This is a genomic window from Tolypothrix sp. FACHB-123 (assembly GCF_014697075.1).
Taxonomy (GTDB): Bacteria; Cyanobacteriota; Cyanobacteriia; order Cyanobacteriales; family Nostocaceae; genus Aulosira.
Window position 1 is genome coordinate 1 of the sequence record NZ_JACJRE010000060.1, and the last position, 23306, is coordinate 23306.

At 41.3% G+C, this 23306-nt stretch carries 18 protein-coding genes and 1 CRISPR repeat array (1 of these 19 running past the window's edge); of the genes, 11 read left to right on the forward strand and 7 right to left on the reverse strand.

All coding sequences use genetic code 11. The features are described from left to right. Positions 1–239: hypothetical protein (locus H6G41_RS34820; RefSeq protein WP_206756954.1), on the reverse strand; the 239-nt coding region annotated here is incomplete at its 3' end. Between the two features lie 172 nt (positions 240–411). Here H6G41_RS34820 and H6G41_RS27620 point away from each other — a divergent pair. The 3 genes from H6G41_RS27620 to H6G41_RS27630 all read left to right on the forward strand — a co-directional run bounded on the left by H6G41_RS27620 (position 412) and on the right by H6G41_RS27630 (position 3084). Next, entirely contained in the window at positions 412–633 is a 222-nt protein-coding gene (locus H6G41_RS27620; RefSeq protein ID WP_190750623.1) for a hypothetical protein, read from the forward strand. A gap of 62 nt (positions 634–695) precedes the next feature. After that, entirely contained in the window at positions 696–2135 is a 1440-nt protein-coding gene (locus H6G41_RS27625) for a glycosyltransferase (protein ID WP_190750625.1), read from the forward strand. Positions 2136–2310: 175 nt separating this feature from the next. Beyond that, complete coding sequence (locus H6G41_RS27630) at positions 2311–3084, forward strand: sucrose-phosphate phosphatase (RefSeq protein WP_190750627.1); 774 nt, start codon at positions 2311–2313, stop codon at positions 3082–3084. 2 nt (positions 3085–3086) lie between these two features. On the opposite strand, the gene H6G41_RS27635 is transcribed toward H6G41_RS27630, so the two are convergent. Further along, positions 3087–3920: a hypothetical protein gene (locus H6G41_RS27635; protein WP_190750629.1), complete on the reverse strand. Its 834-nt coding sequence runs from the start codon at positions 3918–3920 to the stop codon at positions 3087–3089. A gap of 371 nt (positions 3921–4291) precedes the next feature. On the opposite strand from H6G41_RS27635, the gene H6G41_RS27640 reads away from it, so the two are divergent. The 3 genes from H6G41_RS27640 to H6G41_RS27650 all read left to right on the forward strand — a co-directional run bounded on the left by H6G41_RS27640 (position 4292) and on the right by H6G41_RS27650 (position 6900). Then, positions 4292–4807: a DUF4174 domain-containing protein gene (locus tag H6G41_RS27640; protein WP_190750631.1), complete on the forward strand. Its 516-nt coding sequence runs from the start codon at positions 4292–4294 to the stop codon at positions 4805–4807. A gap of 2 nt (positions 4808–4809) precedes the next feature. Further along, complete coding sequence (locus H6G41_RS27645) at positions 4810–5451, forward strand: glutathione S-transferase family protein (protein ID WP_190750633.1); 642 nt, start codon at positions 4810–4812, stop codon at positions 5449–5451. Between the two features lie 462 nt (positions 5452–5913). Further along, the gene (locus H6G41_RS27650) at positions 5914–6900 is read left to right on the forward strand and encodes a methyltransferase domain-containing protein (protein ID WP_190750635.1); all 987 of its coding nucleotides are present in this window, start codon (positions 5914–5916) and stop codon (positions 6898–6900) included. Here H6G41_RS27650 and H6G41_RS35870 read toward each other — a convergent pair. The 4 genes from H6G41_RS35870 to treZ form a co-directional block, all read right to left on the reverse strand. Then, positions 6893–7015 carry a hypothetical protein gene (locus tag H6G41_RS35870; protein WP_277878200.1) on the reverse strand — a complete coding sequence of 41 codons (123 nt, stop codon included), beginning with the start codon at positions 7013–7015 and terminating at the stop codon, positions 6893–6895. The genes H6G41_RS27650 and H6G41_RS35870 overlap by 8 nt on opposite strands. Positions 7016–7141: 126 nt before the next feature. Then, on the reverse strand, positions 7142–8662 hold the full coding sequence (locus H6G41_RS27655; protein ID WP_190750637.1) for a trehalase family glycosidase: 1521 nt from the start codon (positions 8660–8662) through the stop codon (positions 7142–7144). 97 nt (positions 8663–8759) lie between these two features. Further along, positions 8760–11552: a malto-oligosyltrehalose synthase gene (treY, locus tag H6G41_RS27660; RefSeq protein WP_190750639.1), complete on the reverse strand. Its 2793-nt coding sequence runs from the start codon at positions 11550–11552 to the stop codon at positions 8760–8762. Positions 11553–11669: 117 nt separating this feature from the next. Continuing rightward, a complete protein-coding gene (gene treZ / locus H6G41_RS27665) occupies positions 11670–13517 on the reverse strand; it encodes a malto-oligosyltrehalose trehalohydrolase (protein ID WP_190750641.1) in 1848 nt (615 codons plus the stop codon). 239 nt (positions 13518–13756) lie between these two features. Between treZ and H6G41_RS27670 the strand changes: the two genes are divergently transcribed. Beyond that, positions 13757–14527, forward strand: coding sequence for a peroxiredoxin-like family protein (locus tag H6G41_RS27670; protein ID WP_190750643.1), 771 nt, complete (start codon positions 13757–13759; stop codon positions 14525–14527). 11 nt (positions 14528–14538) lie between these two features. On the opposite strand, the gene H6G41_RS27675 is transcribed toward H6G41_RS27670, so the two are convergent. Beyond that, positions 14539–15987, reverse strand: a complete 1449-nt coding sequence (locus H6G41_RS27675; protein WP_190750644.1) for a sensor histidine kinase — start codon at positions 15985–15987, stop codon at positions 14539–14541. 369 nt (positions 15988–16356) lie between these two features. Between H6G41_RS27675 and H6G41_RS27680 the strand changes: the two genes are divergently transcribed. The 4 genes from H6G41_RS27680 to H6G41_RS27695 all read left to right on the forward strand — a co-directional run bounded on the left by H6G41_RS27680 (position 16357) and on the right by H6G41_RS27695 (position 22251). Then, entirely contained in the window at positions 16357–17571 is a 1215-nt protein-coding gene (locus tag H6G41_RS27680; RefSeq protein ID WP_190750646.1) for a sigma-70 family RNA polymerase sigma factor, read from the forward strand. Positions 17572–17576: 5 nt separating this feature from the next. Then, complete coding sequence (locus tag H6G41_RS27685) at positions 17577–18695, forward strand: DUF1822 family protein (RefSeq protein WP_190750648.1); 1119 nt, start codon at positions 17577–17579, stop codon at positions 18693–18695. Between the two features lie 176 nt (positions 18696–18871). Beyond that, positions 18872–21202 (forward strand): CHASE2 domain-containing protein, encoded by a 2331-nt coding sequence (locus H6G41_RS27690; protein ID WP_190750651.1) that lies wholly within the window; start codon positions 18872–18874, stop codon positions 21200–21202. Positions 21203–21462: 260 nt separating this feature from the next. Then, positions 21463–22251 (forward strand): DUF928 domain-containing protein, encoded by a 789-nt coding sequence (locus H6G41_RS27695; protein ID WP_190750672.1) that lies wholly within the window; start codon positions 21463–21465, stop codon positions 22249–22251. A 355-nt stretch (positions 22252–22606) separates the two neighbouring features. Then, a CRISPR array of direct repeats spans positions 22607–23306; the repeat unit is 36 nt; unit sequence GTTTCCATCCCCTTTCGGGGCGATGTGATTGTAAAG; it runs 1470 nt beyond the window's last position.

Here is a 23306-nt window from a genome sequence, read left to right on the forward strand (position 1 = left end):
CGGTACTTGTTTTTGTTGCCGCAGGTCTGGGTTTCCTGTTCGCGCTGGACGTTTTCTTGCCATGATGTATCTCTAAGAACATCATTATTAATGTTCTTAGAGATACATCTTTTGCTTACTTTTAGCTTAAGTTGACACCAATGGGCACTGCCATGCCTTCTAGAATATATTGATGTGCCGCCAAGACTATTTAAATTGCTATTAAATTTAAAAATGGCTGTTAACAGTTCATGTTCCACATTTAACAGCCAAAACGGGTATTTTTACAACTGAAATAGGATTGTAAAAGTTAATGATTTTTCGGGTATCACCGATTTCTACCCGATTAATACCCGATATTTTAACTTATAAGACGTAACATCTCAAAAGACCGGAGTTTTGCAACCTGGTTGTAGTTTTGAGTAAATTCTTATGTCACATTTTTCCGTGAACATTGCCAATATCGTGCTTACTAATGAGCAATATCTTAAGCTCAGAATATATGCAGAAGCTAATCAAATATCAGTTCATGAGGCAATTCGCTTACTCATCGATTCGCTGCCAGAACCTGCTAAAGATAGAAGAAATTTAGATAAATCACATCCAGCTTTTTTATCGAGAAGGTTTTTGCACAGTTTGTTTAATGTTCAGTAATTCTACTCTGAAGGCTAACAGTTAATTAATCATCTTTGAGTTTTGTAGGTAGAAATTTAACAATGAAAAATCTTGTCCCTGTGAGTTTATTTGAGTCTCTGGAAATTCCTAATCTAGAAACACATTCTCAACCCACCTATGCATTAATTTCAGTTCACGGCGATCCGACGGCTGAAATTGGCAAAGAAGGGGCAGGTGGACAAAATATCTACGTGCGAGAATTGGGATTAGCATTAGCACAAAAGGGATGTCAGGTTGATATATTTACCCGACGCGAACATCCCAATCAAGAAGAAATTGTGGAACTAGCACCAGGGTGTCGCACAATTCGTCTAACCGCAGGGCCAATAAAATTTGTTCCTAGAACCGAGTTATTTGAGCATTTACCAGAATTTGTTGCATCTTGGTTGAATTTTCAACAGCAAACGGGGCGTAACTATGCACTAATTCACACCAATTACTGGCTTTCTGGTTGGGTAGGATTACAACTCAAATCGCAACTAGGATTACCTCAAGTTCATACTTATCATTCCATCGGAGCAGTTAAATACCGTGATGAACAAAATCCGCCGCAGATTGCTGCAATTCGCCATTGTGTAGAAAAAACAATTTTAGAGCAAATAGATTGTGTAATTTCTACTAGTCCTCAGGAAGTAGACGACCTCCGCCAATTAATTTCGCAAAAAGGCAGAATTAAAATTATTCCCTGTGGTATTAACACTACACATTTTAGTTCTGTCAGCCAGAAAATAGCTCGCCAGAAATTGGGAATTAGCCCCGATGCTCAGATAATTTTATATGTAGGGCGTTTTGACCGCCGTAAGGGAATCGAAACATTAGTCAGATCTTGTGCGGCTTTACCTAATTCCTTTCAACTTTATTTTGTTGGTGGTAGTCGCGAAGATGGCCCAGATCTTCAAGAACAACAACGTATTCAAGCCTTAGTCAAAAAGCTGGGTTTAGAAGCAGTAACAGTGTTTACTGGACAGATTTCGCAAGCGCAGTTACCTGCTTACTATGCTGCTGCAAATGTTTGTGTAGTTCCCAGTTATTACGAACCTTTTGGTTTAGTTGCAATTGAAGCAATGGCAGCCAGAACACCTGTAATTGCTAGTAATGTTGGCGGATTGCAGCATACAGTAGTGCATGGTCAAACCGGGCTGTTGGTTCCTCCAGGAAATCATCATGATTTAACAAAAGCTATTAGTAATGTGTTAGATAACCCCAGTTTGAGGCAGTTTTACGCTAATGCTGCATATAGCTGGGTTCAGTCTCGTTTTAGTACTCAAGCAGTCACTAATCAAATTTACGAACTCTACCAATCACTAACGCTTTCTACATTTGTTCAAGAAATAATTCAAACGCATAATTTAACTCCAAATGTAGAAAAGCAAATTCAAACTTTGTTGAAGTCTAAAGCTTTAAAACCGAGCGACATTAAAGCTTTAGAGAAACTAGTTGACTCATTTTCTAATGGTACTGTGCAGTGGGTAAATAGTTAAGCCACAATATGCCAGGCTAAAATCGATTGAGAAATACAGGGATAAAAGAATTTTAGATAATGGATTGACGAATATATTTAAAACATGCAAATTTGTGGTGCAATATCCCTGTATTTTTACCAAATACGTCATTTATTTATGATTATAAACACATTATAAATGTGAGGAACTAATAATGAAATTACTATTAGTGATTGATTTAGATAATACTCTGGTCGAGAAAGATAAAGGAACTAATTTTTTAACCCAACGTTTAGCAGAGTTCCGTAAACATATATATTTAGTCTATATTACTGAAGAAACTGATACTTCCAGCCGTAAATTTATAGCACAATCAAAGCTTTTAAAACCAGATTACCTAATTACTAGTCTAGGGAGTGAAATTTATCAACAGGGTGTGATTTTAGAGCAAGATTGGGCAAATTACCTTTCACAAGGCTGGAATAGAGATACTATTTGGGCGATTGCTAGCCAATTTTCCGGCTTGAAAGTTCGTTCTCAAAGCGAACAAACTCGCTGGAAAATCAGCTTGAGCCTCGATATGGCTGCTTCACTTCATGTTATTGATGATTTACAAGATTTATTAGACTTTTCAGGATTATCAACTCAGGTTATTTTTAGTAATGGACGTGATGTTGATATCGTACCCAAAAATTGTAACAAGGGTAAAGCTGCTGCATATGTGCAACAACTCTTGCAAGTAGAACCGGAGGCCACTGTTATCTGTGGAGGTTCGGGAAATGACATTAGCCTATTTAAATTACCGTCGCCAGGAATTATTGTCAGTAATGCCCAAACAGAACTGCTTCAATGGTACTACAAAACCCATTACCCTTGGCACTATTTAACTTATTACCCCGATGCGGCTGGAATTGTGGAAGGACTGGTTTATTTTAATATTTTGGCATTCCCTAATAGCTGGCGATCTCAATCCATTTCCAATTCATAGGATTATGCTAATTCTAGCAATTGATTGGGAGCAAACAAAACTGGCGTTAACACAGATTCATCATCTAAATTTATTTCAGTTGGAGGTGCTGTCACGGCTTTGAGATCTACGCTTTTGTTTGTATTGGGGTTCAACTTAAATTTTACAACTCCACCAACAGTTTCTATCCAAATTGGACAAGCTTTGAAGCCAAATCCCAGGGATTGACTGCCATTAAATGAGATTTTTGTATCTCCTTTTTTTTCAACAGAAATTTTTGAATCTAATCCAATGACATTTTTAACAGCATCAATATTAATATCTATTCCTTGCACATTATCCTGATAAAGTCTAATGCCAAAAGAATTAGATTTCAGCACATCGATAATGATATAAGCTTCCCCCTCTTCATTAAACTGAGCAATAAAGTCTTCATCAATTAATGGCTGAGATTGCCGCAAAAATTTACTCACAGCAGCAGGCATAACAGTGTCATACAGAACATTTTCATATTCAAATTCGATTGCCGAAGCTTTGCCAAAAACTGATTTTATGCCCGCACTTTTTCCGCCCAAAGCAGATAATAGATTGTTGAGTATGGAAATACCAAAATTGAACTCTAACTTATTTGTTCTTAATCCACTAATTGTGCCTGCTTGCAGGTTTGTAAACACTTGGGGCAAAGGTGGCATTGGATCGGCAACTATATCTGTAATATTTGCATATATACTTGAAATGCCAGTTTTAGAATCGCGGGATAAAATAGTTAACGGGGTAATACCTTCTCGCGGAAGTTTAATTGCGTTATATCCAAGCTGGTTTAAGTGGTCAATTGCCTGGTCTTTGCAAGCTACCATTTGGAAAAATCCTTAATTATACTTTGATTACTAAAGCTTTAAATATAAATTTAACTATTTCCTAAATATAGCAATCCTAATTGAGTTGCGAAAAATATCGGTTTTGGCTGTTGATGGTTGGCTGTTGACGGTTGACTGTGAACGGTTAACAGTCAACAACCCTACTTGTAGTATTTCATATGGTTCTCAAAATAGATGTGGTTTATATGGAAATTTTACAAAGTCTGCTGAAAAAATAAGCTTTTTGAGTAATCCGACAGTGAAAGTAAGACAGCAAAGGCTTGTGATTTCACCAGTTTGCAATTGATTTTTTTATACCCAAAACAAACCACTAGATAGAGGAAAACTGGGGAAACTGATGATAGCTTGAAATGATGCCAGAAGATAAAAATCCCCTAGTGAATAAGTCAGTATTAATTTTCCTGACGCTAATAGCGTCTACTCTGTTACCAGTCAGTTTTGCTAGTAATGTCCAAGGTTCAAGCAATCATCAGCTCAAAATGTCTTCATTTAACCTTAGTTCCCAAAAATGGCAAAACCGTGTCTTACTCATCTTTGCACCGTCTGTTGATAACCATGCCTACCAACAGCAGATGCAGTTATTGCAACAGCATCACAGCGGTTTGGTAGACCGGGATTTAGTTCTGGTTCAGGTTTTGGCAACAGATACAAGTTATGCTAACGGACAGTTAATAGATCAATCTTCTGTAGCTAATTTGCGCGATCGCTTTGGAGTGGACAAAAATAATTTTCGCGTGATTTTGGTGGGTAAAGATGGTGGTGTTAAGCGCCAGGAAGCAACACCAGTCGAAGTTAAGGCTATTTTTGAACAAATCGACGCTATGCCTATGCGTCAACAAGAAATGCAACAGCGAGGTAGAAATTAGTTATGACGATTGTTGTCCATCATCTCAACAACTCGCGATCGCAGCGCGTGTTATGGTTACTTGCAGAATTAGGTATCGAATACGACATTAAATACTACGAACGTGACCCCAAGACGATGCTAGCACCAGCATCCCTGCGGCAAGTCCATCCCCTCGGTAAGTCACCAGTAATTACAGATGGGCAACAAACGGTTGCTGAGTCGGGCGCTATCATTGAATACATAGTCAGTCGCTACGGTAATGGTCGGCTAATCCCAGAATCCGGTACACCAGAGCGTCTGCGTTACACTTATTGGTTACATTATGCAGAAGGCTCGGCAATGCCACCTCTAGTAATGAACCTTATCTTTAACCGTTTTGGAGGAGATGACAGCAGCGCCAACGACGCATTTATTGCGCCCCAAATCAAGCTTCACTTTGATTATATAGAAGCTGAACTTAATAAGAGTACGTGGTTTGTAGGCGAAGAATTCACTGCTGCCGATATTCAAATGAGCTTTCCTCTGGAAATTGCTGCTATGCAAGCAGAAATGATAGAGAACCGACCAAAGATTCAGCAATTTATCGAACGCATCCATGCGCGGCCTGCTTACAAGCAAGCTCTTGAACGTGGAGGTAAATACAACTATGCCAACAGCATTTGATAATTCTTCGTTCCTGAAAATTCAATTGTAGATTGGGCAATGCACTACTGAGGGAGCTAGCGAACCCGTAAGCTCCCCTACCTATTATGGAGCCGTGTAAAAATAAGTTGAACAATTCAATATTTGTAGTGCGGGCATCTTGCCCGCGCGAGCAAGATGCTCGCACTACTTATTTTTACTTGATGCCTATGCAATGCTGAAATTTAGTGAGGTGGTAGTGAATTAAGATGCAGATATAGAAGGAAGAATTTATCTGGGAACACTGCAAAAAATTAACTCAACAATGAACTAAGTAGGGATTGAATGCGCCGTAAATTTGAAAACTTTCCCAATATTCAAGAACCTAATTTTTCTAGCAAGCAGGCATAAATAGAATTATAGATCAATAAGAATTACCTTTCAAGTATTAATATTTTTGTGCGTCTACCAGTTAAATTAGAGTTATAGTTAGCTTTCAAAACGATGTCAAACTTACTATATTTTGTAATTGGTGTTATTTTATTTTTAGCCATAGGAATTGTATTTTATTTCCTGACTGCTCGTAAGTATCAATCTTCTGCTACAGTTGCTAATTCTTACGATGAATGGACTACTGATGGCATCCTAGAGTTTTATTGGGGAGAGCATATTCACCTCGGTCATTACGGTTCGCCGCCACGACGCAAGGATTTTTTAGCGGCTAAATCTGACTTTGTACATGAAATGGTGAAATGGGGTGGTTTAGATAAATTATCTCCTGGAACTACTGTTTTAGATGTTGGCTGTGGTATTGGGGGTAGTAGTCGCATTTTAGCGCGAGACTATGGGTTTGCGGTCACGGGGATTACAATCAGCCCACAGCAGGTAAAACGTGCCCAAGAGTTAACGCCCCCAGGAATAAGTGCCCAGTTTGCAGTTGATGATGCAATGGCGTTGTCGTTTCCAGATGCCAGTTTTGATGTAGTTTGGTCGATTGAAGCGGGCCCCCATATGCCTGATAAAGCGGTTTTTGCTCGCGAATTAATGCGGGTACTCAAGCCTGGTGGTGTGTTGGTTGTAGCTGACTGGAATCAGCGGGATGACCGCCAGCTGCCCCTAAATTTCTGGGAGAAACCAGTGATGAAACAACTCCTCGATCAATGGTCTCATCCAGCTTTTGCTAGCATAGAGGGCTTTAGCGAACTGTTAGCAGAGACGAAATTAGTTGAGGGAGAAGTAATTACAGCCGACTGGACGAAAGAAACGCTTCCTTCTTGGTTGGATTCAATCTGGCAAGGTATAGTTCGACCTCAGGGATTGGTGCGTTTTGGGGTATCTGGTTTTATCAAGTCTGTGCGCGAAGTACCAACGTTATTGCTGATGCGTTTGGCATTTGGTACTGGGTTGTGTCGCTTTGGCATGTTCCGCGCTGTGCGGATGAACTCGCGCACAAAATTAATCGATAAAAACTTGGCGCACCAAACTATTTAGTATGGGGTATGGGGCATGGGGCATTGGGCATTGGGCATTGGGCATGGGGCATTGGGCATTGGGTATGGGGCATTGGGCATGGGGCATTGGGCATGGGGCATTGGGCATGGGGCATTGGGCAGGGGGAGTAAAGAAAAATATCATTAAATAAATTGGGTAATTTATTCTCTGGAAGTCCCTCAAACGCCCGTTAGGCTTTTATTGTTTTCTCGGTCAAAACATGGTTAGGGCTGACGCAGTCTCAAGGTAAAGTGGCAAGGAGTTCTAGAATCACACCATTAGTCCAACCGAAGCCGATTTCGTTGGAACTGTATCCAAAGCAGATTTCGTCAGAAACGTTGGCAGAACAGCGTTCTACATCGTATTTTTCGACCAAGATGCTACGACGTTCAAATTCCTTAATTATCATAGCTAGGAACTTGCGAGCAATGCGATCGCCTTCTTGATGATAGCCATAACGATGCAGCCCTTGAACAGCAATTAGGGTCAATGGTGCCCAACCAAAGGGAGCATCCCATTGGTTACCTGTAACGCGGGTACTGGTAAATATTCCTCCTGGCGCTTCAAACAAAGAGAGATTTTCAGCCACGCTTTTGGCTTGTGTTTCAGAAGCCATTCCCATCCACAGGGGATAGAAGGTGGTAGCAAATTCGTAATAGCGACGTTTTTCAGTTGGGAAATGATAATCGAGATATAATCCTTGGTTCTCATCCCAAAGGTAAAGATCGATAAGATTGCGGCGACTATCTGCGCGATCGCGCCATTGTTGCCCTAGTTGTTCGTTGCCTAAAATATCGTTAATCTGGGCTAAATCTTGTTCCATTTGATAAAGCAAACTATTGAGGCACACGGGTGCATAGTGGATAATATCAACACTGAAGGGGCCAAAGCGATTGCTGATATCAAAGCCAGACTCGCGCATTGTGCGATCGCCTTTGTAAAATAGATCGGTCAGTTGATCGTTTTCTCTGTCGTAGTAAAGATTGATATCATAATCTTCAATCTCAAATCTTTGATAGTATTCCTTGACGCGATCATAGTGGCTTTTTCCCTCCTCATCCCGTTCAGAGAACAAAACTTCTGGCGCTGGCCCTTCACCTAAGGCATAATATCGCGATAGACCTGTTGCCGGGTTGAGATGGGGCGCTACTACCCAGAAATAGTAAAACTGCTCTAATATCGGTAAAGTTGACTTTAGCCATTCTTCATCCTGGGTATGCTGGAACATTGCCAAAACCATCAGGCTGAGGACTGGAGGTTGCGATCGCGACAGCATATAAGTCCGGTTGGAATTGAGGATAGTACCATAATGCTGTACTTGGTAAAGTAGCTGATCGACTTGACTTTGGGCTAAATCCCATTCCTCATCTTGTAACAAACCTAGCAAAATAAAGTAGCTATCCCAGCCATACATTTCGTTGAAGCGTCCACCAGGGACAACGTAAGATCCTGGTAGGTATAGCAATCCATGCTCTGTAATGGCTTCGACTTCGGGGGGTAGAGTGCGAATTTCGATTTGTTGCATCTCTTCTGGAGACAGCGCGTGCTCTAACACAGACTGAATATTTGCCCGATCTTCTCTAGGCGAAATGTAAATAATCCAGGGAGTACCTGGTTTGTGTTCTAGCTTGGTATCTTTGGCAGATTGCAATAAATGTGCGTGCGATCGCGTTAATGTTTTCCAGGTTTTTTTGATATAGGTTCGCACCGCATCAATTTGCGTGCTAGTGAATGGCGATTGGGTGGAAGATTGAGTAGTCATAACATTATTTCAAAATTCAATAATTAATTGCAACCACAGATAAACATCGATGATTCATCTGTGGTTTCATTTTTATTTTTCGCAATAGGTTTAATGGCTAATCACTCACCAATAAAGCAACCGGAAAATGAGCCAGGGCTGCACCAATAGATAATGTTCCTGTAGCTGCTAAAGATTGCTGAGTTATAGCATTTTTCAAGGTTGAGGAAATTCCTTTGGGTAATTGCAGGTGTGTATCTTGCCATACCGACTCACCTAAGGGGTATTCTCCAGGCTGGATGAGACGAGTGAAAAAGCGCGGGGCGATCGCGATCGCTGTTTGATTTTCCTGCTGTCTGGCAAAGGCGATGATATGATTAGCGTGAGTTCCGTGAATTTCTAATGGCAAATATTCGCCGTCTTGGAATAATTCGAGATAGTCTATTCTAGTTTTTAGGGCTTGAACTGTTAAAAATAGTTTGATTCTGCCATCGTTTTTCTGAGTGAGTAATTCTTCAATTAAGGCGAGAATATCGGTTTTAATTTGCTCTTTCATCGCACTCAAATAAGTACGTCGCTGCTCAAAATCTACAGGGCGGCGGTTGTCTGGATCGACTAGACTTAGTTCCCAAAGTTCGGTTCCTTGATAAAAGTCTGGTACGCCAGGCGCAGCAATTTTGATGAGAGTTTGAGAAAGAGAGTTAAAAATTCCATATTCGGCAATTTGCTGTTGAAAACTGCGAAAAGTTGCCAAAAATTCTCCTGCTATGCTTGAATCTAAAACTTTTTCCACAAAGGAAGTACAAGCTTCTTCATACTCGCTATCAGGACGTAACCATGCTGTATGCACTTTCGCTTCACGAATGGATTTAATCATATATTCCTTCACCCTTTCGACAAAGGATGATTGTTCCTGTTCCGCGAAGGGAAACGCACCTACTAGGGTTTGATAAAGAAAATATTCATCGTTGCGATCGGGCATAACTGAACCATTGCGTTGGCTTTTGTGCCCTTGGTTCATGCTACTCCAAGTATTAACCTGTTGCTCCCACTCATCTGGGATTTCTGATAATACATTTAACCGGGCGCGTACATCTTCACCGCGCTTGGTGTCGTGGGTGGCGGTGGTGTTCATTGTGTGGGGCCAGTTGGCTTGGTGCTTTTGGTTAAAGGTATGAAATTCGCCTAGGGAGATGCCAAAATGACTGGGATTTCCGCCAACTTCATTCAGCGATAGCAACCGATTGTAAGCATATAATGTGGTGTCTTCCACACCTTTAGCCATGAGCGGGCCTGTATATTGCTGCATCCGCAGGACAAAATATAGCCACCGTTCCCGTTCTATTTGCGTCAGGGATTCATCAAACTCTAGCACCATCAGCTTTTCAATAAAGTCCATCTCGTGCTGCAATAGCGGTGCTTGTTCCTTGGCTTGACGGATTACTTTTTGAATACAGGCGCGATCGCTATCATGGATGCCATCAGGGGTAATGTAGGTGCGGTAGATAGGGAACAGGGTGAGAATTTCTGCGATCGCTCGTTTTAATCCATTAATTGTAAAGTCGTTGCTATAGCGATATTTGCTAGAAATATTCTGCAACAGAATTGCCAAATTATCAACGTCACCTGCTAAATTCTTTTCGAGGATGAGATGTTTATTACTCTTGATAAGAGATGCATAATCTACTTTTGAGCCAATAAAGCTATGGTAAATTGTATCGAAGTATTTTTCATTTTCTGCTTGACAAAATACACCATTTACATAATTCAAAAAATCATATCCAGATGTACCTTCAATTCTCCAATTTTTTGGTAAATCTTCTGTAATTTCCAAGATTTTTTCGACGGTAATGTAAACATCACCCATTTTTTCTTGGAGTCGTTCTAAATATTGTGTAGGATTATAAAGTCCATCAATATGGTCAATTCGTAAACCAGTAATTTTACCTTCTTCTACTAGCTTTTGAATTAAGCTATGAGTGTTATTAAAAACTTTTAATTCTTCAACTTTTACACAAATCAGCTCGTTGACAGTGAAGAAGCGGCGGTAATTCATTTCCTCCGCCCCAACTTTCCAGAAAGCGAGACGATAAAATTGGTCTTTGAGTATATCATCTAGGAGATTAAAGCTATCTGAATTACCTACTTCTCCATTAAAAGTTTTCAGGTTTTCAGCAATAAACTCACGGATTAAATCGTTGCTGGTGTAAAGTTCCCAAATCAGACCTTTGATAAAGGCGATTTGGTCTTGTCGTTGTTTACCAGCCACTTCTGAAGGCACATTTTTGAGAATATAAAGAATTCCCAAGAGTTTGATAAAATCGGGATGATTTCGTCCTAAAGTGCGGGTGAGTTTACCTAGATTATAGGTGAGAAATTTGGTGTAAGATTCTAACCGCAGAGGCAATTTTAAGCTGTAATAGTTGACAGTTAAACCGTTTTGTTCATATTGCAGTTGGATGTCTCCTTTTTCCAAAGAAACACCGTAGAAATCGCCTAGTAGGGGAGCGAGAATTCGCTGTTCGCGATCGCCAAAGGGAGCATTCCAACACAAATCAAAGTAGTCTGTATAACTAGAATCTGGGCCGTGTTCTAATACATCCATTAAGTAGGCGTTTTCGCTAGTATAAGCCATGTGATTGGGTACGATGTCTTGCAACCAGCCTATACCAAGGGATTGGAGTTTGCTAACTAAAGCTGTAAAGGACTCAGTGCTGCCCAATTCAGGATTTAATTGGGTAGCATCTACGACATCATAGCCATGTGTACTTCCGGAGCGTGCTTTGAAGATGGGGGAGGCGTATAAATCGGAAATACCTAAATCAGCGAGGTAAGATGCGATCGCTTTGGCGTTGTCGAAGTTAAATTGTGATGTAAATTGAATTCGATAAGTTGCTTGAGGAATTCGCATAGAATTGTTGTTTTGTCTGGAAAATGAGGGGAATATTTTTTCTGCTTTGCGCCTATGCATGAGACTCCTTGGTTTTAACTAACCGCCAAGACGCCAAGGACGCAGAGGAAAGAGTAATTAAGGCACTAACTCGTACAGCACCAAACTGGTGGGTTGCAGTGTGATTTCTTGTCCTACAGATAGTTCTTCAGGTGCTTGTGAACCGGGGCCAGCCCAGGCGGTATCTGCTGAGTCTAATTGTTTGTAAACATGATGCTGAATTGGCAAGGTTGCGGTTACTGGCGATTGATTGAAATTCAGTGCAAATATCACTTCAGTTGATTCACTCCAACGTCGCACTATGACTAATTGTTTATCTTCGTCGCTAGTAGCTTGGATGCAGTTACGTTCTTGCTTCAATAGTGCGGGATGGGTTTTGCGCCAATCAATTAACTGACGATACCAATTTAGTAATACTTTGTGCTGACCTTGGTTGCGTAATTGCCAGTTGAGTTTACAATGCAAAAAGGTTTCTGCTGATTCTGGATCTGGTGGATCTTCGTCATAATGAAAAGCTTCAAATTCTTGTTTGCGCCCGGCTCGTACTGCTTGAATTAAATCAGGATCGGAGTGACTCACAAAGTACATGAAAGGTGCAGTTTCGCCGTATTCTTCACCCATGAATAATAAGGGTAAATTCGGTGACAATAACACAGCAGCGGCGGCTAATTTCAATCCTGCAAAGGATATCCGATTCCATAAGCGATCGCCTTTCATTTGGTTGCCGATTTGATCGTGATTTTGAATGCAGACGGAAAATTGTGATGGCGGGCGATCGCGGCAAGATATACCATGAAATCGTTGACGATGGGGTGCATACTGCCAATCGTAGACAAAGGTATCTGTGTAAGCTTTGGCTAGTTGGGCACATTGTCCAAAGTCTTGATAATATCCTTGGCGATCGCCTGTTAGCAATGCGTGCAATGCATGGTGAAAGTCATCACTCCATTGCGCATCAAGTCCATAGCCACCTAATTCTGGCGGACGAATGATTTGGGGATTATTTAAATCGCTTTCGGCAATTAAGTAGCGTTTGCGTCCCCCATCTTGGGAGAAGCCATGAACAGCTTCTGCTAATTCCCATAAAAAATGTTTGGCTCCTAAATCGTAGATAGCCTGAATTGCATCCAGCCGCAATGCATCAATATGGAAATCTCCCAACCAATACAGCGCATTCTGAATAAAATAGTGACGCACACCCTGACTATGAGCGTCATCAAAATTCATGGCGTTGCCCCAAGGCGTTTTATAGGTTTTAGTAAAGTAAGGTGCAAACTGACCCATGTAATTACCTTCTGGGCCAAAGTGGTTATAAACCACATCCAGCACTACAGCAATACCATATTGATGACAAGCATTAACTAACTGCTTCAAATCGGCTGGCGTACCATAGGAATTTTGCACAGCAAACGGGTAAACGCCATCATAACCCCAGTTACGATACGCTAGGGAAGGTTCAATATGAGTGTCGCCAGGGAATTGGGCGATGGGCATAAGTTCAATAGCATTAATCCCCAGTTCTTTTAAATCTGCGAGACGGGGAATAATGGCGGTGAAAGTGCCTTCCGGTGTAAATGTGCCAACGTGGAGTTCATAGAAAATCATCGATTCCAAAGGAACCCCAGTCCAATCGTCATCTGTCCACTGGAATTGGCGATCGATAACTTGGGAAGGCCCGTGAACTCCTTCGGGTTGATACTGCGATGCTGGATCGGCAAAGGCATTTTCTTCGTTTAAAATATAGCGGTAAAGCGTGCCCGGATAGACATCATTTACTTTCGTCTGCCAATAACCCTCTGTGTGGGGTTTTAGGGGTATCACTTGCTGTTGTGGTGTCAAAATTTGCACCGCGACACTATTTATTGTTGGCGACCAGACTGTAAATTCACACTCTCCGTTACCCAAGTAATGAGCACCCGTTCTCACGCAGTATCCTCCCGTTAGATAATGTGTGCCGAATGTCAACGCCAACCCGAAAGGGGTCGTTCACGACATCACGCCAGATAAAATCATCTAGGGTGGAGCCAACAATTTTCCAGTATCAGTAGGTGGATTTTTTTTACCTTAAACCTTTGTCTATTCACCTAAGGGAAGATTAGCTGAAAAATTCTGTGAATTGGTATTACGATAAAATCGGATAGCTCAATCGCAGTTAATCTCTTTTCATGAATCCCTACAATCTCCTGAATCAGACTAAACTTCAGCGTGTTAATGATGGCATGACTCGACCCCTACTAGAAAATTGCGAGACCGCTTCACATATTCTCGTTTTAGTCTGGCCGCAACTTGGGGATTTTGATAGTCTTGAATATGCTTGGTGGTTAAACCACGAAGCTAAAAAATTGCCTTTAGAAAAACTCGCTATTCGTGCAGTGGGAATTGGCGATCGCGCATCGGGAGTAAGATTTTGTGAATATACAGGATTTCCCCCAGAAAATTTATATGTTGTACCTGATGCAGAACTACATCAACAACTTGAACTTTATTCAGGACTGAATCTTTCTGTACCTAAAATGTCTCCGGCTGTGAAAGCTTGGCTAAATCTCATGTTAATGTGTGCTGGGTTTGGTAGTCCGGGAACTCTCAGAGAAGTTTTTCGGGGATACAAAGGCGATCGCCAAGCACCTCAATTGGTTGGAGATGATGAAATTATTCAAGGTACTCCTCTACCTGCTTTCAAAGGCTCATTTTTTAAATTAGCTGGTGGAAATGGTTTTCAACGTCCCTTTGAATTAGCAACTCTCCGACTCCGGAATATGGTAGAAGTTTTGCGTAATTGGCAAACTTATGTACCTAATTCTGCCTACTTAACCCAGCGTGGTGGAACTTTTCTATTTGATAGCAAAGGCCAGTTACTTTACTCCCATCGCGACCCAGGAATTCTAGGCTTTGCTGCTAATATGAGTCAGCCTCTATCATTTTTATATTTGGGATAAAGACAATATTGTTAAACTATTTCTACAGGAATCTTAAGTATAAACTCTGTGCCTTGTCCCAAAGTCGAATTGACTTCTATTGTTCCACAGTGTTTGTCAACAATAATTTGGCGGACGATCGCTAATCCTAAGCCAGTTCCCTTACCTACACCCTTGGTCGTAAATAAATTATCAAACATCTTCTGCTTGGTTTGCTCAGTCATTCCTACCCCATTGTCTCGAATCCCAATTACTACCCACTGCTGACAAGTTGACAAATTGATGGAGACGTTGATGCGATTAGGCTGTGCTTGGATTTCTGAAAAGCTTTTACCCTGATTGGATTCATCGATTGCATCAATTGCATTGGCTAGCAAATTCATGAAAACCTGGTTGAGTTGTCCTGGGAAACATCGGACTGGCGCTATCTGTTGATAGTTCGTGGTGATTTTAATACCTGGACGATGCTCATTTACCTTCAGACGATGTTTCAAAATCAGTAATGTACTGTCAAGACCTTCATGAAGATGAAACGGGACTCTAGACTCTGCATCGGCTCTAGAAAAGGTTCTGAGGCTAGTACTAATACTCGCGATGCGGTTGATTCCTTCGCCCATAGAACAGAAGAGCTTGGGTAAGTCTTCCCGCAGATACTCTAGATCAATAGCTTCAATTATCTCCTCAATCTCCTTTCCTGGGTTAGGCAAGATTTTCTGATATAAATCGATTAACTCAAATAAATCTCTTATATATTCCTGTGCGGGTTGCAAGTTACCCATGAGGAAACCAACGGGATTATTAATTTCATGAGCAACTCCCGCCACCAGGTTACCCAGGGCTGACATTTTTTCTCGCTGGATGAGTTGTAGTTGGGATTGCTGCAATTGATCCAACGCCGATTTCAGCTCTAATGTCTGAAGTTCAAGTGTTTGATTTAATTCTTGCAGAGCGATATCTGCTTGCTTGCGCTGTGTGATATCTTGATAGGTTCCCAAAATACCAATAACTTTACCGTCAGGGTTATGGAGTGGTACTTTATTAGTCTCCAACCATGTTTGTTTACCTTCACTATTGAGTTGAGATTCAATGATTCCCAATTCAGCTTTATCTGATAGCATGACCCGACGATCACATTCTCGGTAAAACTCCGTTTCTTCCTTTTTCCAGGGCATTTCAAAATCTGTTTTACCTACAATATTTTGAGGAGAACCAACACCTGCATCTTCTGCAAAGTTCTGGTTACATCCGAGATAAACCGAGTTTCGATCTTTCCAAAAAATTGCTTCAGGTAGGGTATCCATGACTAACTGCAATAGTTGCTGAGAGGCTTTTAGTTCAGCTTCTACTCGTTCACGGTCAATGCTTTCCTGCTTGTGGGCTTGCTTGAGTGCTTGAATTTCTATTTGAGATTGAGTTAGGGCTTGCTCTAAGTCAGCGATTGTCTTATGCAAAGAACACATCGGTTCATCTAACTGAGTCATTGTCATACCTCCCAGCAAATTTTAATAGGTTCTACAGTCAGAATTCCCAGATGGGCTATCGGGCTAACGGTTGCATTGAGCGATAGTATAAAATTTTATACTTAGATGAAGATAAAGTTCGTGATTGGGCGATCGCGCACTCAAGTAACTCAGTCATCGCTACCCCAGGGCGATCGCATCTTAATTATTAATAAGAACTAGGAAAGATTTCAAACAGATTTTACAACTCACCTCGATAGGGTATATTTGGCTTTATTCGCCTAGGCTCGTTGCTTTAGCTGTGAAAATAAATTGAATAATGTAATTTCTATAAGCCCCCACACTTAATATATATAAATATATAAACCCTAATAGACAACTTATTAATTCATGCGCTCTCGGCAAAGTATCCCAGAAATGTTTGCTATGTTCCTGCAATTTGAGGCGGAACGCTTCAACGGTTGGGTATATGATGCCAAACTGCGCCGCAGCATCCAGAATCTATTAGTAAAAATCTCAGAAAACCACACAAACGAAATTTTTTGGGCGATTTACTGGCACAAGGCTTGGCAAAATCAGCCAAATTCATTGGCGCTGGGACATTTGTCTGCTTACTTGCAAGAAAGTTGTTATTGGGCTGTTAAAAAAACAATTCCGCAATTTGCTAGCGTACACAGCAATTTAGCTGATTATTTTCAAATAGCGATCGCCCAAGTACCAAAAATCCTCAAAGCCTGCGATCCTAATCAAAAAGCTAGTCTCAAAAGTTATAGTCATGTCGCTTTTGCAAATATTATCCGCGATGTTTTGCGTCAGCAACAAGAAATTGATTATGCTAACGATTGGGCTTTACTGCTGAAACTTAGCCGCAAGCGACTTCAAGAAGCTTTGCAAAATGCTGGGCTAAACAATGAGACGATCGCGCGTTACTTGTTGGCTTGGAAATGTTTTAGCGATGGTTATATTCTGGGCAAATCTCCTAATGTACGCAAGTTACAACAGCCTAATCAGGAAACTTGGGAAATTATCGCCCAATTTTATAACCGCGATCGCTTAACCCAACTTAACCCCCCTCCCCCAGAATCGCCGCCGCAAAGTTTAGAAAAGTGGTTGCTTTTATGCGCTAAGTATGCGAGAGCTTATTTATATCCCGCTGTTTCTTCCCTCAACGCGCCGAAAGCAGGTAATGCAGAGAGTGAATTACAAGATGATTTACCAGATAATAGCGGACATGATTCTTTATTAGAAAGTCTCATCGCTGGTGAAGAAGCCGAAACCCAGAAAAATCAACATCAGGAAATCCATGATTTGTTAATGAAAACTTGGGAAAACTTGCCAGAGCGATCGCAACAATTATTGCAACTATATTATCAGCAGGGATTGACTCAACAACAAATTGCTAAAAACCTGGAAATACAACAATACCAGGTTTCACGCCAATTAACCAAGGCGAGAGAATCCTTACTATTGGCGATTACCAAATGGAGTCAACAGACTTTGCATATTTCTGTGACTTCCAACGTGGTTAAACATATTAGTGCTGTATTAGAGGAGTGGTTACAGCATTACTTCGGTAATTTGCCCAATCACTCCTCAAAGGAGTAATCGCGATGTCATCATTTTGTGTTCCGCCAACTCAACTATGGTTAGAAGTTTCCCCAGAAATCCAAACCCAAGCTTGGCAACAAAGTCAATCTTATATTAGTGCTGATGGGCGTTGGAATGCCTTTCTCAATCAAGTTTGTGTGAGTACGTTTTTACCTTGGTTACAAGCCGAGTACGCCCCAGAAGCGACAATTGAGAACCAACCGGGAAATTGGGAATACGTCAATGGCGCGGCTATAAGTTTAGATACAAAACGCCTGATTTTGATTCCCGATAAAAATTTAGAAACACAAGAATTTCACGTTCCCCAGGAATGGATAGATATTCCCCAATGGGCTGGAGATTATTATTTAGCAGTACAAGTTAATCCTGATGGCGAGTGGTTGAGAGTTTGGGGTTATACCACCCACGAACAATTGAAAAATCAAGGTACTTACGATCCGCAGGCACGGATTTACTCTATAGATAGTCAGCAAATGGTGGAAGATTTGAGCGTGTTGTGGGTAGTGCGTCAACTTTATCCCGAAGAACAAACCCAAACAGCCATTACGCCTTTACCTACTTTATCAGCTACCCAAACAGAAAACCTTTGGCAAAGATTACAAAATCCGACAATTACCCATCCTCGCCGAGAATTACCCTTTGAAATTTGGGGAGCATTATTAACAAGTCAAAAACCAGCGCCTGTCAATTTGCGTCAGTGGTTACAAAATATTATTAGTGAAAGTTGGCAGACAATCGAAACAGTTCTTGGTACACAGCCAGATTTAGCCTTCAGCTTTCGCCAAATCAGCGACACAAATGAACAGCTAATTCAACGAATCAAGGTAATTGAATTACCCAATAATCATTTACCTGTGTTCCTGATGTTGAGTTTAGCCGCAGAAACAGACGGTAGAGTAGGCATCCGCATTCAATTATTCCCTAGCGATCACAACTTTTACCTCCCTAGAAATATTAAACTGGCATTAATTGCTACCTCAGGTGAAGTTGTACAATCAGTAGCAGCGCGAGAAGCAGATAACTCAATTCAACTTAAACGCTTTCGCTGTCCTGAAAACACACACTTTACCATTCAAGTAACTTTAGATGATTTTACTTTTACAGAAGAGTGTGTTGGTTAGGAATTGGGCATTGGGCATTGGGTATTGGGCATTGGGTATTGGGTATTGGGTATTGAGAATTATTTATTTTTCCGCGTCACCACGTCTTTCCCAGTCTTATTTTCCCCCTGCTCCCTGCTCCCTGCCCCCTGCCCCCCAGCCCCCTGTTCCCAGCCCCCTACTCCCAGCCCCCAACCATGAGTACACAGATCGTCCTAAACTTAGGAAAAGGAAACTTACAACAAGGATTTCCTACGGTCATAGCTCAACTTTGGCTAACAAATGCGCCTCATCCCATGCAATTTACTGGGGGATTACCAGCAGCACCACAATTAGAGTATCTTTATCAACGTTGGCAACAAATGTATACAGCATTGTATGCCAATATTGGCTGGCGAAATTTGGCGGATTTTGAAATTGATGAGGAAGATGTTACCCATATTTCCCAAACAGAATTTGACAATCTCTGCGAAGAATTACAACAAAGTCTCAACACATGGTTAAATAGTCCGCTATTTCTCAATATTGACCGCAAACTGCGTACTCAACTCTCACCTACAGCAGAAATTCGCTGTATTATCACTGCTGAATCTCCCCAAGTTTTACGGCTTCCTTGGTGTCTGTGGCATTTTTTTGATGATTACAATCAAGCAGAAATCGCCCTTAGTCCGCCAGAATATGCCCGTTCTGTGAAAACAATTGCCAAAAAAACACCAGGTAAGGTGAGAATTTTAGCTATTTTAGGTAATAGCGAACATATTGATATTGAAAAAGATAAAACTTTACTTCAGCAGTTACCCCATAGTGAAATTAAGTTTTTAATTGAACCTAATCTTTCCCAAATTACAGCAGAATTATGGGAATCGGGCTGGGATATTTTATTTTTTGCTGGGCATAGTTCTAGTCAAGGTAAAGGGCAAATAATGCTGAATGCTGAAGAAACCTTGACCATTGACCAATTAAAATATGGATTACAAAAAGCGATCGCACAAGGTTTACAGTTAGCAATTTTTAACTCCTGTGATGGTTTGCAATTAGCACAAGATTTAGCAGACTTGCATTTACCGCAGGTAATTGTCATGCGCGAACCCGTACCGGATAAGGTAGCACAGGAATTTTTAAAACATTTCCTGGCGCTGTTTTCACGAGGGAACAGTTTATATACAGCAGTCAGGGAAGCAAGACAAAGATTACAATCCCTCGAAAATAACTTTCCCTGTGCGACTTGGTTACCGATTATTTGTCAAAATCCTGCGGAAATTTCCCCCAGTTGGCAAGATTTATCGGGACAAAAACTAAATTTACAGCTACCAAGCCCTAATTTAGGAAAGTTACCCCTAGTTTTTGGCAGTAGCTTAATTATTACTTTGATTATCAGCTTAATTCGCGGATTGGGGTTACTGCAACCATTAGAGTTAGCTGTATTTGACTTGTTGATGCGCTGGCGATCGCCAGAACCACCAGATTCTAGAATACTAGTAGTAACTATTACCGACCAAGATATTCAAGCCCAAGGCAAAGAACCCCGGCAAGGTTCCTTATCTGACAAGCATCTCAACTTATTGCTGACAAAATTAGAGCAATATCAGCCAGCAGCGATTGGTTTAGATATATACAGAGATTTTCCCGTAAGTGCCAACCAACCAGAACTAGCCAAACGAATGCAAAAAAGCGATCGCCTGATTGCCATTTGCAAACGCGCCGATCCACAATACGATCCTACAGGAGTTGCACCGCCACCAGAAATCCCCGAACCCAGACTAGGTTTTAGCGATTTTATCGAAGATGACGACAGCGTACTGCGCCGTCATTTAATGGCGATGACTCCTAACCCAATTTCCTCAACTTGTACCACCGCTTATGCATTCAGCACCCGTTTAGCTTTTCTTTATTTGCAACAGCGAGGAATTAAAGCCCAATTTACCCCCGATTGGGATTTACAACTAGGAAATAAAACCTTTCGCCAGCTAAAAAAAGCTAAAGGCGGCTATCAATCAATAGATACCCAAGGTAGTCAAATTTTACTAAATTATCGGTTTTCGCCATCAGTACAGGCGATTGCTACCCAAGTTACTCTTAGCCAAATTCTCACAGGACAAGTTAACCTCAACGCCATCAAAGACCGAATTGTTCTTATTGGTGTCACGAGTAATAGTAGTAGCGATTACTGGACTACACCTTATGGCAACAAACCTTCACAAACCATACCAGGAATTACCATTCAAGCCCAGATGGTGAGTCAAATTATCAGCGCCGCTTTAGATAATCGACCCCTGTTATGGGTTTGGACACAATGGGGAGAAATTTGCTGGATATGGAGTTGGTCATTGACAGGTGGTTTACTAGCTTGGTTTATTTATCAAAGACTGTATCTCAGTATTACTGTATCTGTAGGAATATTAATATTATCTGGGGTTTGTTATCTGCTAATTATCCAAGGTGGCTGGATACCTTTAGTACCATCTGCGATCGCACTCGTAATTACTAGCATTCAAGTCGCCTACATCAGCAAAAAATTACCGAAATAATTCCGTAGGGTGTGTTGTCGCGCAGCGCAACGCACCGCCAACCGCCAGTAGGGGCGGGTTTATTGAGAATTATCGTTGATTCAGTGAGGATATTTGTGAACCCGCCCGTACAACCGCCAACAGTCAACCGCCAACAGTCAACAATCAACAATCAACAATCAGCAAAAAATTACCGAAATTGTAGACTTAGGAATTGTATAAAAACTTCAGTACAAAAAGTTAAATACAAAATCCTCAACTAATTATCAGTAATTTCTGTGATGAAAAACCTACGTTACTTGCAAACCGCCACCCTCATCTCTGCAATAACCTTAAGCATATTTAACTTTCCTGGAAATTGGCAACCTGGACAAGCTCAAACCTTAAAATCTACTAGTAAACTCCAGTATGTTGCACCAGTAAACCAAGAACAGCCAGGAGAACCCAGAGGACGACGCAGAGGTGGTGGTAGTAGAGGTAACTGTAAGCAGTATGAAACTCTCACAGCATTAGTACCGATAACAAATACAGGAAGCAAAAATTCCGTTTGGGGACAATCCGCAGAACAAAACCCCACATTTTGGTTTGCTGTACCCGATCGCTTAAATTCTCAAGTTCCGATAGAATTTGTGATCCAAGACGAAGCAGATAATTATGTTTATCAAACAAAATTAAATCCCCCAGAAACACCAGCCGGCATAATTAGCATCGCTGTACAGCCGCAAACACCCTTAGTAGCTGGTAAATCCTATCGTTGGACTTTTTCGATTTATTGCGATCCAGAAAAACCCTCTTCATCTGTTTATGTTCGCGGTTCAATGACACAAGTTGCGCTTAACTCCACAATCCAAAAGCAACTGAAAAGCGCTAAAACACCCTTAGAACGTGCAACAATTTTTGCTAAAAATGGCATTTGGTATAATGCCTTAACAACCTTAGGCGAAGAAATTCAAAAGAATAAACAAAAAAATTCGGAAATTACATCAGCTTGGAATGAGTTACTTAAACAAGCTAATTTAGAAAACTCAACTTCTGCGCCGATTGTTCCTTGCTGTACGCCTAAGAATTGACTATTAAAATTTTTAAATTTAAGCGATCGCTTGGTTGTTAATCAGTCGCTACAATTAGGGACTTCCAAATAAAAAACGTCCCCATCATTAACTTACCAAGCTCGTAACTCGTAGGGGCGGGTTAAGCGAGATAGTCGTGAATTATTGGAGCATATCTGTGAACCCGCCCCTACTAAAGTAAACTGGGGATAAATGATAATTTTTAGTTAGCTTTAGCTTACTTTTCCTCTTAGACTCAGAATTCATTCTGAGGCGGGCTATGGGTTTCGCGTTAAGTTGACACCAATGGCGGTCACCCCGCCCCTACAATTTGCGATAATTTATTTTTTGGCGTTCTCCAAAAGATTTAATCTAAGTTTTCATCCCCTTTCGGGGTAATGCGATCGTAAAGTCTACATTGCAGCCTTTGCCACCAACCATACATCGTTTCCATCCCCTTTCGGGGCGATGTGATTGTAAAGCGATGTGGAAAATCATCTCAACAGCAAGAATTACAAGTTTCCATCCCCTTTCGGGGCGATGTGATTGTAAAGCAAAATCCTGCAACAACAAAAGCTCCATGTAGCACAGCGTTTCCATCCCCTTTCGGGGCGATGTGATTGTAAAGTTGGGAATTCGCTTGTTCTGTTCCATCCAGGGCAGACAACGTTTCCATCCCCTTTCGGGGCGATGTGATTGTAAAGGGAAAATGGTACACACGTTCCTATGTATTCGACCAAGTGTTTCCATCCCCTTTCGGGGCGATGTGATTGTAAAGTCTCTTTATGTAAAAAAAACAGCGGCTGACAGCACTTTAGTTTCCATCCCCTTTCGGGGCGATGTGATTGTAAAGGCGAAGTGATTGAGCAAATCCGTTCCGTTTCCCCTCGTTTCCATCCCCTTTCGGGGCGATGTGATTGTAAAGGGGAATGCAAGATGCCGCGCTTACATTGGAGATACTGGGTTTCCATCCCCTTTCGGGGCGATGTGATTGTAAAGCATCTCAAGCAGTCGACTTCACTACCGATTAATTTCGTTTCCATCCCCTTTCGGGGCGATGTGATTGTAAAGGGACG

Bases quoted from the DNA above. Each gene is read 5' to 3' on its own strand.
- H6G41_RS27655 (WP_190750637.1), bottom strand. From the start codon at position 8,662: ATGACTACTCAATCTTCCACCCAATCGCCATTCACTAGCACGCAAATT.
- treY (WP_190750639.1), bottom strand. From the start codon at position 11,552: ATGCGAATTCCTCAAGCAACTTATCGAATTCAATTTACATCACAATTT.
- H6G41_RS27635 (WP_190750629.1), bottom strand. From the start codon at position 3,920: ATGGTAGCTTGCAAAGACCAGGCAATTGACCACTTAAACCAGCTTGGA.
- H6G41_RS27680 (WP_190750646.1), top strand. From the start codon at position 16,357: ATGCGCTCTCGGCAAAGTATCCCAGAAATGTTTGCTATGTTCCTGCAA.
- H6G41_RS27675 (WP_190750644.1), bottom strand. From the start codon at position 15,987: ATGACTCAGTTAGATGAACCGATGTGTTCTTTGCATAAGACAATCGCT.
- H6G41_RS27640 (WP_190750631.1), top strand. From the start codon at position 4,292: ATGATGCCAGAAGATAAAAATCCCCTAGTGAATAAGTCAGTATTAATT.
- H6G41_RS35870 (WP_277878200.1), bottom strand. From the start codon at position 7,015: ATGCCCCATGCCCAATGCCCCATGCCCAATGCCCCATGCCCAATGCCC.
- H6G41_RS27645 (WP_190750633.1), top strand. From the start codon at position 4,810: ATGACGATTGTTGTCCATCATCTCAACAACTCGCGATCGCAGCGCGTG.
- H6G41_RS27685 (WP_190750648.1), top strand. From the start codon at position 17,577: ATGTCATCATTTTGTGTTCCGCCAACTCAACTATGGTTAGAAGTTTCC.
- H6G41_RS27695 (WP_190750672.1), top strand. From the start codon at position 21,463: ATGAAAAACCTACGTTACTTGCAAACCGCCACCCTCATCTCTGCAATA.
- H6G41_RS27690 (WP_190750651.1), top strand. From the start codon at position 18,872: ATGAGTACACAGATCGTCCTAAACTTAGGAAAAGGAAACTTACAACAA.
- H6G41_RS27630 (WP_190750627.1), top strand. From the start codon at position 2,311: ATGAAATTACTATTAGTGATTGATTTAGATAATACTCTGGTCGAGAAA.
- H6G41_RS27625 (WP_190750625.1), top strand. From the start codon at position 696: ATGAAAAATCTTGTCCCTGTGAGTTTATTTGAGTCTCTGGAAATTCCT.
- H6G41_RS27620 (WP_190750623.1), top strand. From the start codon at position 412: ATGTCACATTTTTCCGTGAACATTGCCAATATCGTGCTTACTAATGAG.
- H6G41_RS27670 (WP_190750643.1), top strand. From the start codon at position 13,757: ATGAATCCCTACAATCTCCTGAATCAGACTAAACTTCAGCGTGTTAAT.
- H6G41_RS27650 (WP_190750635.1), top strand. From the start codon at position 5,914: ATGTCAAACTTACTATATTTTGTAATTGGTGTTATTTTATTTTTAGCC.